This is a genomic window from Vogesella sp. AC12, assembly GCF_024437575.1.
Lineage (GTDB): Bacteria > Pseudomonadota > Gammaproteobacteria > Burkholderiales > Chromobacteriaceae > Vogesella > Vogesella indigofera.
The window spans coordinates 182,758-197,233 of sequence record NZ_JANFNU010000002.1 but is presented as its reverse complement, the minus strand read 5'-3'; the positions used below and the strand labels follow the sequence as shown (position 1 = coordinate 197,233).

Here is a 14,476-nt window from a genome sequence, read left to right as displayed (position 1 = left end):
AACCGCTGCCGCCGCCGCGGCTCACAGCCCTAGCCCGTTCACCCGCCAGGCACCGCACCATGACCGCCCTCAGCCCGAAAAAACTGCTGCACAGCAAGTGGAGCGCGCTCGCGCCACGCGATCGCGAAAAGCATTTCCTGGTCGTCGCCGTCGAGCATGACCCGCTGGACGCGCAGCGCGTCACCACCATCACGCTGGAAGCGGTGCTCAGCCGCCGCCACTACACCCTGCCGTGGCGGGCACTGGCCGATGCCGCGCAGTGGCAGCGCGGCTGGCGCTAGCGCAGCAGAAACCCCCGCCCGATCTCGTCGTCCGCTTCCAGCGTCCAGCTGGCTTTGCCGCTGTAGTGGGCGCGGCCGGACACGCGGACGCTGACCGCGTCGTGGCCGGGCAGCTTGGCCGCGCCGTTCACGCTGGCGGTGAAACGCGCGCCGGTGAGGCTCTCGAACTGGCAGACCTCCCCCACCGCCACCAGGCCGCGCGCGTGGCGCAGCGCCATGCGGGTGGTGACGCCGGAGCCGGTGGGGCTGCGGTCCACTTCGGCGTCGGCGAACACGCATACGTTGCGGCTGGGGCCGTCCGCGGCGCGCTCAAAGCCGTCGGTAAGGATGCTGCCGTACAGAAAGCCCAGGTCCTCGGCCTCGGGATGGCGCACGCTGATGCTGCGGCGAACCGCCTCACTCAGTGCGCTGGCGGCATCCACCACGTCGCGCAGGCGGCCGTCCAGCGACACGCCAAGCTTGGCCGCAGACGTCACCGCGTAGAAGGCGCCGCCGTAGCCGATATCGACGTTGATCTTGCCGACGCCCGGCACATGCACCGGGTGATCCAGCGCGAAGGCGAAGGCCGGCACGCTGTCGAAGCTGACGCTGCCGTCTTCCGCCAGCCAGGCGGTGACCAGCCCGCACGGACATTCGATGCCGACCCGGGTCAGCGGCGCGCTGCGCGCTACCAGGCCGTGCTCCACCGCGTAGCGCGCCAGCGCGATCACCGCGTGGCCGCACATGGTGCTGTAGCCCTCGTTGTGGATGAACAGCACCGCGAGGTCCGCGCCGGGCAGGCTGGGGCGTACCAGTACCGCGCCGTACATGTCGTAGTGGCCGCGCGGCTCGAACATCAGCAATTTGCGCACGCCGTCCAGCCGCTCGCGCATGTCGCGGCGCTTGGCCAGGATGTCGGTGCCGTGGATGTCGCCCTGCAGGCCGGGGATGATGCGCACCGGCTCGCCGCCGGTGTGCATTTCGATGGTGTCGAAGGTTCGGCTCTGCCAGTTCATGCGCGGTGCTCCTGTTGGCTGGCGGCCAGCGCGCAGCGGGCGGCGGCCAGGTCCCAGGCGGCGCTGCCCACGCTCTTGAACAGCTTGGGCGCGGCCGGGTCGAAGCGGCCGGCCAGCGCGTCGGCCAGGCTGTGCACCTGCGCCCAGTCCACGCCGGCCTGGATCAGGTCGCCGGCTTCGTGGCGCGCGCCGGGCACGTCGTCGCAGAACAGCTGGCTGCCGGCGATGCTGGTCGGCCCCAGCTCGGCCATGTCCGGGCGGAAGGCGCCGGTGCCGATCAGCAGCCGGCCGGCGCGCGCCGGCTCGTTGTACAGCGGGCTGCGGCTGGTGGTGAGCAGGATCACCACCTCGGCGCCGTCGTCGATGCGGCCAACCTTGGGCGTCAGTTGCAGTGGCAAGTGCGCCAGCTGCTGGCAGCAGGTGGCGGCGCTGTCCGCGCTGCGGCTGTGGATGTCGACGCGCAGGCCGGGCCAGGTTTCGGCCAGCGCCGCGGCATGGGCGCGCGCCTGTTTGCCGGTGCCCACCAGCGCCACGTGGCGCGGCGGCTGCGGCAACAGGGTGCGGATCGCCAGCAGCGATACCGCAGCGGTGCGGCGCGCGGTAACGGTGGGGCCATCCAGCAGCAGCTGCGGCACGCCGCTTGCCGCGTCGTAGACGCTGACCACGCCGTGGATGGTGGCCAGACCGTGGCCGGCGTTGCGCGGGCAGACGTTGACCAGCTTGTGGATGGCGATGTCGGCGGCGCTGGCCGGCATCGACAGCAGGGTGCCGCCCTCGGGCAGCGGCAGTGCCTGCCGCTCCGGGCTGTGGATGTGGCCGGCGGCCAGCTCGGCGGCGGCCAGGGCGACCTCGCGGCACAATTCGGCCATCGGCAGCCGCGTCTGGGTGGCGGCGGCGTCGAGCACCGGCAAGGGGGAAACAATGGACATCGGGCAATCTCCGCTAAAAAAAGTGGCCGGCTTGCGCCGGCCCCAAATGCAACTGCAACTGCCAGCGCCGGCACGGCCGGCCGCCAGCGGCACCACCACAACGGCGCGCCGCCGCACCGCGCATGATGCGCGACCGGCGGCGACGCGCCACCGTGCTTACTGCACCACGGTCTTCACCTTCCAGTCGTTGCCTTCCACCGCCGAGATGGTCACCGGCGCGTTCTTCAGGTTGCCCATGCCGTCAAAGCTGAAATCGGCGGTGACGCCCTTGTAGCCGGTCTTGGCGATCAGCGGCAGGAACTTGCCCGGCTCGGTGGAGTTGGCGCGCTTCATCGCGTCGGCCACGATCATCACGCCGTCGTAGAACTGCGGCCCGAGCAGCACCACTTCCTGCTTGAAGCGTGCCTTGTAGCGGCTTTCAAAGTCGCGGCCGGCCGGACGCGAGCCCAGTTCGCCACCCGGTACCGCCGAGAAATGGCCTGCCGAGTCGGCGCCGGCCAGCTTGATGAAGGTCGGCGTGCTGAGCATGTCGCCGCCCATCAGCTTGGCGTTGATGCCGAGGCGTTTCATCTGCCGCGCCATCGGTGCCGCCTGCGCGTCGGCGCCGCCGTAGAACACCACGTCCGGGTTCTGCGCCTTCAGCGCGGTGAGGATGGCGGTGAAGTCGGTGGCCTTGTCGCTGGTGTATTCACGCTTCACCGGCTTCTTGCCCATGCTCTGCAGCGACTTGATGAACTCGTCGGCGATGCCCTGGCCGTAGGCGGAGCGGTCGTCGATCACCGCGATGCGCTGCGCTTTCAGCTGCATCACCGCGTAGCGGCCGAGCGAGCCGCCGACCTGGCTGTCACTGCCGACCAGGCGGAAGGCGGTCTTGTAGCCGGCGGTGGTGTAGGCCGGGTTGGTGGACACCGACAGCTGCGGAATGCCGGCATCGGAGTAGATGCGCGACGCCGGGATCGACACCCCGGAGTTGAAGTGGCCGATCACCGCCTTGACGCCGGCATCGACCAGCCGCTGTGCCACCTGGGTGCCGACGCGCGGGTCGGCCTGGTCATCCTCGGACACCAGCTCGAACTTCACCTTCTGGCCGGCTATGGTGATCGGTTTGGCGTTCAGGTCGTCGATGGCCATGCGGGTGGCGTTCTCGTTGTCCTTGCCGTAGTGCGCCTGCGGGCCGGACAGCGGCGAGGAAAAGCCGATCTTGACCACGGTGTCGGCCTGTGCCGCGCTGATGGCGAACGGGGCCATCATGCCGCCCAGTGCCAGGACCAGATGCAGTGCGCGTGGTGCGATGGAATGCTTCATGCTGTTTCTCCTTTGTGTTCACGACTGAAGGTTGGCCGCAAAGGCGGCTGTTTGTTGCCCAAGGTCTGTCTTGCGGTCTTGTTGCCGCGTACTTGCTACTGCAAAAGCCGGCGCATGCTGCACCGGGAAATGCCTCAAAAACGGTCCGGCCGGTAGGCACTGGCGTCCAGGCTGCAGGCCTGGCCGCAGATCTGCTCGGTCAGCAGCGCACCGGTGGTGGCCGCCAGCGTCAGGCCCAGATGGCCGTGGCCGGTGGCGAAATACAGGCCGCCGCAGTCCGGCGCCGGGCCGATCACCGGAATGGTGTCCGGCAGCGACGGGCGGTTGCCCATCCACACGCTCATGCCCTCGGTGCTGAAGTCGCCGACGATGCGGCGGGCGCGCTCGATCAGGATGTGGGCGCGCTGCCAGTTCGGCGGCGCGTCGCGGTGCGCCAGCTCCACGGTGCCGGCCAGGCGCAGGCCGCCGTTCGCCATCGGCAGGATCACGAAGCTCTCGCTGGCGCACTGGATGAAGTGGTGCAGCGCCACGCCGGCATTGGGCAGGGTGACGTGGTAGCCGCGCTCGCTCTCCAGCGGCAGGCGGCAGCGCTGCTGGCGGGCAAAGCGGTCGCTCCACACGCCGCAGGCGATCACCACCGTGTCCGCCTGCAGCCGGCCGTTACCGGCGGTGTCGACGCCGACGATGCGGCCAACGTTGGCCGCGGTGGCCAGCACCTCGTCCTGGATGAAACGCCCGCCTTCGCGGATGAAGGCATCGAACAGGCCGCGGCTGAACAGGTACGGATCGTCGACGTGCGACCACTGCGGCACCTGCACCGCCACCTGCCACTCGTCGCCGATCTGCGGCGCGATGGCGGCCAGGTCGGCGCGATCCAGCTTGCGCCACTCGACACCGTGCTGGCGCTTGCTGTGCCAGGCGCCGGCGGCGGCGCGGAATTCCGCCTCGCTGCGGTACAGGGTGAGGTTGCCGTGGCGGCGCCACATGGACGCCAGCCCGGCACGCTCGATCAGCGGTGCGTAGTCGGCATTGACCCGCGACAGCAGCGCATTCAGCTGGCGGGTCAGCTCGGCCACCCTGCTAGGGCGGCTGGCGGCCAGAAAGCGCAGCAGCCACGGCGTGAGGCTGGGCAGGTAGCGCCAGCGCAGCGCCAGCGGCCCCAGCGGGTCGAACATCCAGCCCGGCACCTTGCGCAGCACCCCCGGCTCGGCCAGCGGGATGATGTCGCTGACCGCGAAAGCGCCGGCATTGCCGTAGCTGGTTTCCATCGCCGGTTCGCCGCGGTCGAGCAGCGTCACCGCGCAACCGGCGAGGCGCAGCTGCAGCGCGGTGGCGATGCCGACGATACCGGCGCCGACCACGATCACGTGGCGGCTGCCGGCCGTACTCGCCGGCTGCAACAGGGTGTTGTCTCGCGGTGCGCTCATCATCAGGCCACCACGAAGCCGTGCACATACGGGTCGGCGTCGTCCAGCAGGATGCGGTTGTAGCCGGTGGTGATCGCCCAGCCCTCGATGCCGGGGATGATGGCGGCGATGCCGGCGACTTCGCATTCCGCCTCGATACTGCCGGTGAACTGGCTGCCGATAATGCTCTCGTGCACCAGCACGTCGCCGGCCTTCATCAGCCCGCGGCCGTAGCGCTGTGCCAGCCGTGCCGAGGTGCCGGTGCCGCACGGCGAGCGGTCCAGTGCCGCCGCGCCGTACAACACCGCGTTGGCCGCATGCGAGCCGGGCGTCTTCGGCGCGCCGGTCCACTGCACGTGGCGCACGCCGCGGATGTTGGCATCCAGCGGATGCACGATGTCGTAGTGCGCGTTGAGGTAGTCGCGCAGCTCGTTGCCCATCGCCACCAGCTGCGCCGGCGTGTAGTCGGCCATGTCGCGGTAGTTGTCCTGCGCTTCGACGATGGGATAGAAGTTGCCGCCGTAGGCAATGTCCACCGTAAGCCGGCCCAGCGCGGCGATCTCCACCTCCACGTCCTGCATCAACAGGAAGGACGGCACGTTGGTGAGCTTCACCGATTTCACCTTGCGGCCAACCTGCGTGTACTCGGCCACCACCTTGCCGGCCGGGGTGTCCAGGTTCAGCACGCCCGGGGTCTTCGGGGTAACGATGCCGTGCTCGATGGCCATGGTGACCACGCCGATGGTGCCGTGGCCGCACATCGGCAGGCAGCCGCTGGTTTCGATGTACAGCACCGCCACGTCGCAGTCGTCGCGGGTCGGTGGGTAGAGGAAGGCGCCGGACATCTGCGCATGGCCGCGCGGCTCGTCCATCAGGCCGGTGCGCATCCAGTCGTAGCGTGCCAGGAAATCCAGCCGCCGCTCGGCCTGGGTGTTGCCGTTCAGCGCCGGTGCACCCTTGGTCACCAGCCGCACCGGGTTGCCGCAGGTGTGGCCGTCTATGCATTCAAATTCTGTCACTGCCATCACGTTTGCTCCTTGCTTGCGTTGAGCCCACTGTAGGATTTTGACGTTTTGAATGCAATAACTGAATGCATTGTGCCGAAATGATACAGTCGACGCCCGCCACCCGCACCCCAACAAAACCGGCAAACAACCAATAAAATCAACACTTACAGCCGTTGTCGCAAAAAAACACAGCCGCAGCGCAGCATTTTTACACCGTAGCGAAATGCAAACATTGCATACAAAAAATCTTGAGTATTGGATACAAAAAGTCCTAGCATGGGAACCGAACGCAGCACCCGGCTGCAGCACACCCGCAAGGAGCACACTTCATGGCACATCTCTGGACTGGCGTTTTCCCCGCTGTCACCACCAAATTCCACGCCGACGAATCGCTGGATCTCGCCGGCACCGTGAACCACATCAAGTGGCAGCTGGAATGCGGCGCCGACGGCATCATCGTCTGCGGCTCGCTGGGCGAAGCCTCCACCCTCACCGCCGATGAAAAGATCACCATTCTGAAGGCGGCCAAGGAAGTCGCCGGCGACAAGCCGGTGCTGCTGACCGTGGCCGAGGACAGCACCCGCGCCGCCGCCGCGCTGGCCCAGGCCGCCCACGCCGCCGGCGCTGACGGCATCATGCTGCTGCCGGCGATGCGCTACGTGTCCGACGCGCGCGAAACCCTCAACCACTACCAGCGCGTGGCCGATGCCAGCCCGCTGCCGATCATGATCTACAACAACCCGATCGCTTACGGCGTCAACATCACCCCGGAGATGTACGCGGAGATGGCGAAAGAGCCGAAGTACGTGGCGATCAAGGAATCCAGCGGCGACATCCGCACCCTGACCAACGTGATCAACGCGGTGGGCAGCCGCTTCGCCATCTTCAGCGGTGTCGATGATCTGGCGCTGGAAAGCATCGTGATGGGCGCCGACGGCTGGGTCGCCGGCCTGGTGGTGGCATTCCCGAAGGAAACCGTGGCCATCTACAAGCTGGCCAAGGCTGGCCGCGTGGAAGAAGCCCGCGCCATCTACCGCTGGTTCGCGCCGCTGCTGCACCTGGACGTCTCGATGAAGCTGGTGCAGAACCTGAAGCTGTGCGAGGCCATGGTTGGCGTCGGCACCGAGCACGTACGCGCGCCGCGTCTGCCGCTGGTCGGTGCCGAGCGCGAACGCGTGGCGGCGGTGATCGAGGCAGGCCTCGCCAGCCGTCCGGCGCTGCCGACGCTGTAAGCCGTTGCGGCCAACCCTGGCCGCAGCCGCCGGCCATGCCCGTCATGGCCGGCGGCCTTCCTGTCCATAGGCCCGCCCCTGCGGCGGATGCGCGCTGCCGCCTGCCGGCAGCCACCGGGAGTTTCCATGCATTGCAACCTGATCAACGGCGAGTGGCGCGGCGGACAGCCGGCCATCGTCAACCGTAATCCGTCCGACCTCGACGACGTGGTCGGCGACTACGCCAGCGCCAGTGCCGCCGACATGCGCGACGCCGTCGCCGCCGCGCGCGCCGCCTTTCCGGCGTGGTCGCGCAGCACGCCGCAACAGCGCGCCGACATTCTTGATGCCGCCGGCAACGAGATCCTGACGCGCAAGATCGAGCTGGGCACGCTGCTGGCGCGCGAGGAAGGCAAGACGCTGCCAGAAGCCATCGGCGAGGTGGCGCGCGCCGGCCAGATCTTCAAGTTTTTCGCCGGAGAGGCGCTGCGCCAGCAGGGCGAGCTGCTGGATTCAGTGCGCCCCGGCGTCGAGGTGCTGATCAGCCGCGAGCCGGTGGGCGTAGTCGGGCTGATCACGCCGTGGAACTTCCCGATCGCCATTCCGGCATGGAAAGCGGCGCCGGCGCTGGCCTTCGGCAACTGCGTGGTGATGAAGCCGGCGGAGCTGGTGCCGGGCTCGGCGTGGGCACTGGCCGACATCCTGCAACGCGCCGGTCTGCCGGCCGGGGTGTTCAACCTGGTGATGGGCAGCGGCCGCGTGCTGGGGCCGGCGCTGCTGGATGCCGGCATCGACGCGCTGAGCTTTACCGGCTCGCAGGCCACCGGACAAAGGTTGGCCGCAGACTGTGCCGCGCGCGGCATCAAGGTGCAGCTGGAGATGGGTGGCAAGAACCCGCTGCTCATCGCCGACGACGCGCAGCTGGAACAGGCGGTGGAATGCGCGATCAACGGCGCGTTCTATTCCACCGGCCAGCGCTGCACCGCCAGCAGCCGCATCATCGTCTGCCATGGCATCCACGACGCCTTCGTCGCGCGGCTGGCCGAGCGCACGGCGGCGCTGCGCGTCGGTCACGCGCTGGACAGCACCAGCCAGATCGGCCCGGTGGCCAGCGAAGCGCAACTGGCCGGCAACCTGTCCTACGTGGACAAGGGCCTGGCCGACGGCGCCAGCCTGCTGTGCGGTGGCGAACGGCTGTCGCTGGCCACCCGCGGCTACTACCAGTCACCGGCGCTGTTTGCCGGCTGCACGCCGCAGATGGCGATCAGCCGCGAGGAGATCTTCGGCCCGGTGGCGGCGGTGCTGCGCGCCGACGACTACGAGCACGCGCTGGCGCTGGCCAACGACACGCCGTTCGGCCTCGCCGCCGGCATCTGCACCCAGTCGCTGGCGCTGGCCACCCACTTCCGCCGCCACAGCGAGGCTGGCATGGTGATGGTCAACCTGCCCACCGCCGGGGTGGACTACCACGTACCGTTCGGCGGCCGCAAAAGCTCCAGTCACGGCCCGCGCGAACAGGGCCGCTACGCGGCGGAGTTCTACACCACAGTGAAGACCAGCTATCTCGGCCTGTAATGCTTGCTCTGCGTGCAGGCGCCCCTGACTGCACCTTGCGCCCTGCGGGGCGCTTTTTTGTCGCCGCCAGCAATGACAAGCGCGTGGCCGGACGGCCAGCTATGGTAAGGTAGCGCCTGCATGTAAAGAGGTCACCATGAGTCAGGAAAGCAAGGACAGCGCTCCGCTGTCACTCACCACCGTCGCCACCGACGCGATCCGCCAGCGCATCCTCGCCGGGGAGTGGGCGGACGGCAGCCAGCTGCGCCAGGAAGCGCTGTCGCGCGAGCTGGGCATGAGCCGGGTACCGGTACGCGAGGCACTGCGCCAGCTGGAAGCAGAAGGGCTGGTCAATATCGAGGACAACAAGGGTGCGGTGGTGTCACAGCTGTCGCTACCGGAAATCGTCGAGCTGCTGCGCGTGCGCGTGCTGCTGGAGTGCGACGTGCTGCTGGAGGCGATTCCGCGCCAGACCAGCGCCGACATCGCCGAGGCCGAGGCGCTGCTGGCCCGCTTCGAAACCGCGCTGCGCGACAAGGACATCAGCGCCTGGGGCATCCTCAACGCCCAGTTCCACATGGCGCTGTACCGCGCCGCCGCCCGGCCGCAGACGCTGGCCATCATCGAGCAGCTGCACAACCGCACCGACCGCTACACGCGGATGCAGATCCTGCTAACCGGCTTCAACGACCGCGCCCACCACGAACACACCCGACTGCTGGAGCTGTGCAAGCAGAAGGACGCCATCAGCGCGGCGGCCTTTTTGCGCCAGCACGTGATGAACGCGGAGGAAGCGCTGGAGGCGTGGTATCGCGCGCAGGAAAGCCAGCAGAAAACCCCGCGCGGACGCAAGAAAAAAGCCGCGTCCTGAGCCCGCCCACGCGGTGACGGCTAAGGCCTTGTTTTGCCGGAAAAATCGCTGCCGGCAGCGCCGGCACTGGCACACAGCCTGAAGCCACACCGCGGCAGGGGGCTTTTCTTTGGCCGGCAAGCTGGCTAAAATGCGCAGCATTCGGGGTGTAGCTTAGCCTGGTAGAGCGCTACGTTCGGGACGTAGAGGCCGGAGGTTCGAATCCTCTCACCCCGACCAGGATCAGAAAGCCGGAAGTGCTGCCCAGCGCTTCCGGCTTTTGCCGTTTGTGGCGCACCGTTGACGGCGATCACCCCCACCGCGCCGCGAATCTGCCATGCTGTAGTGACCCCTCCCCTACGCTGCCTGCCCGCCGCTGGCGTCGCCGGCCGCACTGCCGAAAGGTTGCCCATGCACTTTCTCGACCAGGCCCCACCCTTCCTGTTTTTCACCGGCAAAGGCGGTGTTGGCAAGACCTCGCTGGCCTGCGCCAGCGCCATCCATCTCGCGGCGCAAGGCAAACGCGTGCTGCTGGTCAGCACCGATCCGGCCTCCAATGTCGGCCAGGTGTTCGGCACCGAGATCGGCAACCGCATCACCGCCATTGGCAGCGTCGCCGGGCTGTCGGCACTGGAGATCGACCCGCAGGCGGCGGCGCAGCAATACCGCGACCGCATCATCACCCCGCTGCGCGGTGTGCTGCCGGACGCCGAGGTCAACAGCCTGACCGAACAGCTGTCCGGCGCCTGCACCACCGAGATCGCCGCCTTTGACGAATTCACCGCCCTGCTCACCGATGACGCGCTGCAGCAGCAATACCAGCACATCGTGTTCGACACTGCGCCCACCGGCCACACCATCCGCCTGCTGCAGCTGCCCGGCGCCTGGAGCGGCTTCCTGCAGGCCGGCAAGGGCGACGCCTCCTGCCTCGGGCCGCTGGCCGGCCTCGACAAGCAGCGCAGCCAGTACCAGGCGGCGGTGGCGGCGCTGGCCGACGGCAGCAGGACGCGGCTGATCCTGGTGGCACGGCCGCAGCCGGCGACGCTGCGCGAGGTGGCACGCACGCAGGGCGAGCTGGCCGCCCTCGGCCTGCAGCAGCAGTACCTTGTGCTCAATGGCGTACTGCCGCAGCAGGCAGTCGGCGACGATCCGCTGGCGCGCGCGCTCTGGCAACGCGAACAGTCGGCCCTGGCGGCGATGCCGGCGCCACTGCAGGCGCTGCCGCGCGACCTGCTGCCCTTGCTGCCGTTCAATCTGGTGGGGGTAGCGGCGCTGCAGGCCCTGCTGCAACCGGGCGCCAGCGTGCCGGCCGGCGCGACGACGGCAGCACCCACCCCGCCGCCGGCGCCGGATCTGGCCAGCCTGGTCGACGAGCTGGCGCGGGACGGCCACGGTCTGATCATGCTGATGGGCAAGGGCGGTGTCGGCAAGACCACGCTGGCCGCCGCGGTGGCGGTGGAGCTGGCCAGCCGCGGCCACGCCGTGCACCTGACCACCTCCGATCCGGCCGCCCACCTCGCCGAAACCGTGGCCGGCGCGCTGCCCACGCTGCAGCTCAGCCGCATCGACCCGCAAGCGGAAACCGCGCGCTACCGCGAACAGGTGCTGGCCAGCAAGGGCAAGCATCTGGACGCCGCCGGCCGTGCGATGCTGGAAGAAGACCTGCGCTCGCCATGCACCGAGGAAATCGCCGTATTCCAGGCCTTTTCCCGCATCATCCGCAGCGCCGGCAGGCAGTTCGTGGTGATGGACACCGCACCCACCGGCCACACCTTGTTGCTACTGGACGCCACCGGCGCCTATCACCGCGAGGTGGCCCGGCAGATGGGCAGCAAGGGGCTGCACTTCACCACTCCGATGATGCAGTTGCAGGACCCGGTGCAGACCAAGGTGCTGCTGGTGACGCTGGCGGAAACCACGCCGGTGCTGGAGGCGGCCAACCTGCAGGCCGACCTGCGCCGCGCCGGCATCGAGCCGTGGGCCTGGCTGATCAACAACAGCCTGGCGCTGGCACGGCCGCAGTCGCCGCTCTTGCAACAGCGTGCCGGCAACGAGCTGGCGCAGATCGAGCTGGTGGCACGACAGCACGCACGGCGCTGGGCGATCGTGCCGCTGCAGGCGGAAGAACCGGTCGGCGTGGCGCGGCTGCAGCGGCTGGCGCGCCACTAGGCACCGCGAGCAAAACCGCTGATCCAACGTGGCACCGCACCTTGACGCAGCGACTTGGCACGGTGTTGCCCGCTGCGACAAAGGCTGCACGCAGCCATGAAAAAGGGTACGACCGTGGTCGTACCCTTTTTGCGGAAATCGGCGTCGCGCTTACTTGCGGTCGCTGTTTTTCACCTTCTTGATGAACATCACGATGATGGTGGTGACGATCACCGAAGTGACGCCGATGGTGATGACACTCAGCAGGCCGACATCGTCAGAGAGCAGTTGTTTCCACAGTTCCATTTCAAGCTCCTCCCGGTGTTTCCGGTATCTAATCAGGATAAATTCGATCTTACCCCTACCCTTGACAGGGACTTTGATACAGGTCAATCCGCCGCGAGGCACCCGCGGGAAAGCAACAGCCCGCTGCCGCGCTTACCCTCAGGAATAGCTCAGTTCACGCGCCTTGCCCCAGAACACGCGGTAGGCGAACACGGTGTAGCCGATGATGGTGGGCAGCACCACCGCGGCGCCGGCGAGGATCACCCACAGCGCCTCGGCGTCGCTGGCCGCCTGCCAGATGGTCAGCCGACCGATGACAATTTCCGGGAACACGCTGTAGGCCAGACCCCAGAACGACAGCAGCACGATGCCGACGGTGGCGGCAAACGGCAGCCAGCAGAAGCTGTCGCGCCCAGCCGCCTGCCTTGCGGCCAACCTTGGCAGGCTGACGGCCAGCAGCACGAACAGCGCCAGCGTGACCAGCGGCAACGGCAACAACAGCAGCACATCCGGCAGCGTGAACCACTTGGCGGCGATGCGTGCGCTTGCCAGCGGCGTGGCGATCGACACCGCTGCGACCGCGACGCCGGTGCCCAGCAGCGCGCGCTGCGCCCAGCGCGTGGCGCGCTGCTGCAGTTCGCCCTCGGTTTTCATGATCAGCCAGCCGGCGCCGAGCAGCACGTAGGCGGCAGTCAGCCCGGCCCCGGCCAGCAGCGCGAAACCCCACGCCGCCGCACCGGGGGCGAAGCCGGTGAGGTAGCGCCCCAGCATCACGCCCTGGCTGAGCGTCGCCAGCAGCGAGCCGACAGCAAAGGCGGCGTTCCACGCCGGCTGGTGCTGCGCCTGCGCCTTGACGCGAAAGTCGAACGCCACGCCACGCAGGATCAAGCCCAGCAGCATCAGCGCCACCGGCAGGTACAGCTCGCCAAGGATGATGCCGTGCGCCATCGGGAACGCCACCAGCAGCAGGCCGACGCCCAGCACCAGCCAGGTTTCATTGGCGTCCCAGAACGGGCCGATGCTGGCGATCATGGTGTCGCGCTGGCTGTCGCTGCCCAACGGCAGCAACACGCCGACACCCAGGTCGTAGCCGTCGAGGATCACGTAGGCCAGCAAGGAGATGGCCATCAGGCCGGCGAAAATCACCGGCAACCACAGTTCCGCATTCATGCCGAGACTCCTTCAAGGTTGGCCGCAACCGGCTGACCGGCCTTCTTCGCCAGATAGAACACCACCGACACGTAGCTGACCAGCAGCACCGCGTACAGCGCTAGGTACATCAGCAAGGTGGACAGGATCATGCCGCCGCCCACCGCTGAGGCGGCATCGGCGGTGCGCAGGATGCCGGTCACCAGCCACGGTTGGCGGCCGATCTCGGTCACGTACCAGCCGGCCAGCGTCGCCAGCCAGCCGGAGAAGGTCATCGCCACCAGCACGCGTGCCAGCCATGGCGCCGGCTCGCCGCGGCGGCGCAGCTGCCACGCCGCCAGCCAGCAGGCCAGCAGCATCGCCACCCCCACCGCCACCATCACGCGGAAGCTCCAGAACACCTTGGCCACCGGCGGATGCGCGCCGGCAAACTCGTTCAGGCCGCGAATCTCGCCGTCCGGCTGGTGGGTGATGATCAGGCTCGCCAGCTTGGGAATACCCAACGCGTAGCGGTTGGACTGTGTCGCCTCGTCCGGCAGTGCGAACAGCAGCAGCGGCGCACCGCGCTCGGTATGCCACACGCCCTCGATCGCTGCCAGCTTGGCCGGCTGGTGGTGGAAGGTGTTCAGCCCGTGCGCGTCGCCGACCAGGATCTGCAGCGGGATCAGCACGGCGGCCAGGGTGACGCCGGTCTTCAGCGCGTGGCGCACGCCGGCGGCACGGTCGCCGCGCAGCCAGCGGTAGGCCGACACCCCGGCCACCAGAAAGGCCACCGTCAGGCCGGAGGCCAGCAGCATGTGCGTCAGCCGGTACGGCATCGACGGGTTGAAGATCACCGCCAGCCAGCTCTCTACGTGCACCTTGCCGGCAATTACCTCCACCCCGGCCGGCGTCTGCATCCACGAGTTCAGCGCGATGATCCAGAACGCCGACACCGTGGTGCCGAACGCCACCAGGAAGGTGGCCAGCGTGTGCACGCGGTTGCTCACCCGCGAGCGGCCGAACAGCATGATGCCGAGGAAGGTCGCCTCCAGGAAAAACGCGGTCAGCACCTCGTAGGCCAGCAGCGGCCCGGCGACGTTGCCGACCTTCTGCATGTAGCCCGGCCAGTTGGTGCCGAACTGGAAGCTCATGGTGATGCCGGACACCACCCCCAGCGCGAAGGTGAGCGCAAAGATCTTCACCCAGAAGCCGTAGGCGTCCAGCCACGCTTGGTCGCCGCTGCGGTCAAAGCGGGTCTTGAAGTACAGCAGCACCCAGCCCATGGCGATGCTGATGGTGGGAAACAGGATGTGGAAACTGATGTTGGCCGCAAACTGGATGCGCGCCAGCGTCAGCGGATCGAAGCTGTCCATG

At 68.2% G+C, this 14,476-nt stretch carries 13 protein-coding genes and 1 tRNA gene; 6 read left to right on the top strand and 8 right to left on the bottom strand.

The genetic code is table 11. From position 1 onward, the window contains the following. The first annotated feature begins 59 nt into the window (after window positions 1-59). On the top strand, window positions 60-281 hold the full coding sequence (locus NOM55_RS04730) for a TIGR02450 family Trp-rich protein (RefSeq protein WP_255907713.1): 222 nt from the start codon (window positions 60-62) through the stop codon (window positions 279-281). On the opposite strand, the gene NOM55_RS04725 is transcribed toward NOM55_RS04730, so the two are convergent. The 5 genes from NOM55_RS04725 to NOM55_RS04705 form a co-directional block, all read right to left on the bottom strand. Continuing rightward, entirely contained in the window at window positions 278-1,276 is a 999-nt protein-coding gene (locus NOM55_RS04725; RefSeq protein WP_255907712.1) for a proline racemase family protein, read from the bottom strand. The genes NOM55_RS04730 and NOM55_RS04725 overlap by 4 nt on opposite strands. Beyond that, the gene (gene lhpI / locus NOM55_RS04720) at window positions 1,273-2,205 is read right to left on the bottom strand and encodes a bifunctional Delta(1)-pyrroline-2-carboxylate/Delta(1)-piperideine-2-carboxylate reductase (RefSeq protein WP_255907711.1); all 933 of its coding nucleotides are present in this window, start codon (window positions 2,203-2,205) and stop codon (window positions 1,273-1,275) included. Before lhpI ends, NOM55_RS04725 begins: the two co-directional genes overlap by 4 nt. A gap of 156 nt (window positions 2,206-2,361) precedes the next feature. Next, window positions 2,362-3,510 carry a branched-chain amino acid ABC transporter substrate-binding protein gene (locus NOM55_RS04715; RefSeq protein WP_255907710.1) on the bottom strand — a complete coding sequence of 383 codons (1,149 nt, stop codon included), beginning with the start codon at window positions 3,508-3,510 and terminating at the stop codon, window positions 2,362-2,364. Window positions 3,511-3,644: 134 nt separating this feature from the next. Then, window positions 3,645-4,940: an FAD-binding oxidoreductase gene (locus NOM55_RS04710; RefSeq protein ID WP_255907709.1), complete on the bottom strand. Its 1,296-nt coding sequence runs from the start codon at window positions 4,938-4,940 to the stop codon at window positions 3,645-3,647. Further along, on the bottom strand, window positions 4,940-5,941 hold the full coding sequence (locus tag NOM55_RS04705) for a 4-hydroxyproline epimerase (RefSeq protein ID WP_255907708.1): 1,002 nt from the start codon (window positions 5,939-5,941) through the stop codon (window positions 4,940-4,942). Before NOM55_RS04705 ends, NOM55_RS04710 begins: the two co-directional genes overlap by 1 nt. Before the next feature lie 311 nt (window positions 5,942-6,252). Between NOM55_RS04705 and NOM55_RS04700 the strand changes: the two genes are divergently transcribed. The 5 genes from NOM55_RS04700 to arsA all read left to right on the top strand — a co-directional run bounded on the left by NOM55_RS04700 (window position 6,253) and on the right by arsA (window position 11,707). After that, window positions 6,253-7,155, top strand: coding sequence for a dihydrodipicolinate synthase family protein (locus NOM55_RS04700; RefSeq protein WP_255907707.1), 903 nt, complete (start codon window positions 6,253-6,255; stop codon window positions 7,153-7,155). 126 nt (window positions 7,156-7,281) lie between these two features. Next, the gene (locus tag NOM55_RS04695; RefSeq protein ID WP_255907706.1) at window positions 7,282-8,709 is read left to right on the top strand and encodes an aldehyde dehydrogenase family protein; all 1,428 of its coding nucleotides are present in this window, start codon (window positions 7,282-7,284) and stop codon (window positions 8,707-8,709) included. A gap of 136 nt (window positions 8,710-8,845) precedes the next feature. After that, window positions 8,846-9,559 (top strand): GntR family transcriptional regulator, encoded by a 714-nt coding sequence (locus NOM55_RS04690; protein WP_255907705.1) that lies wholly within the window; start codon window positions 8,846-8,848, stop codon window positions 9,557-9,559. Between the two features lie 142 nt (window positions 9,560-9,701). Then, window positions 9,702-9,778 (top strand) — tRNA-Pro (locus NOM55_RS04685). Between the two features lie 171 nt (window positions 9,779-9,949). Then, window positions 9,950-11,707, top strand: a complete 1,758-nt coding sequence (gene arsA / locus NOM55_RS04680; protein ID WP_255907704.1) for an arsenical pump-driving ATPase — start codon at window positions 9,950-9,952, stop codon at window positions 11,705-11,707. A 150-nt stretch (window positions 11,708-11,857) separates the two neighbouring features. On the opposite strand, the gene NOM55_RS04675 is transcribed toward arsA, so the two are convergent. From NOM55_RS04675 to NOM55_RS04665, 3 genes are all read right to left on the bottom strand, one after another. Beyond that, window positions 11,858-11,992: a DUF3149 domain-containing protein gene (locus NOM55_RS04675; RefSeq protein WP_082133684.1), complete on the bottom strand. Its 135-nt coding sequence runs from the start codon at window positions 11,990-11,992 to the stop codon at window positions 11,858-11,860. Window positions 11,993-12,130: 138 nt separating this feature from the next. Then, complete coding sequence (locus tag NOM55_RS04670; protein ID WP_255907702.1) at window positions 12,131-13,141, bottom strand: cytochrome d ubiquinol oxidase subunit II; 1,011 nt, start codon at window positions 13,139-13,141, stop codon at window positions 12,131-12,133. Continuing rightward, complete coding sequence (locus tag NOM55_RS04665; RefSeq protein WP_255907701.1) at window positions 13,138-14,475, bottom strand: cytochrome ubiquinol oxidase subunit I; 1,338 nt, start codon at window positions 14,473-14,475, stop codon at window positions 13,138-13,140. Before NOM55_RS04665 ends, NOM55_RS04670 begins: the two co-directional genes overlap by 4 nt. Between the last annotated feature and the right edge of the window lies 1 nt (window position 14,476).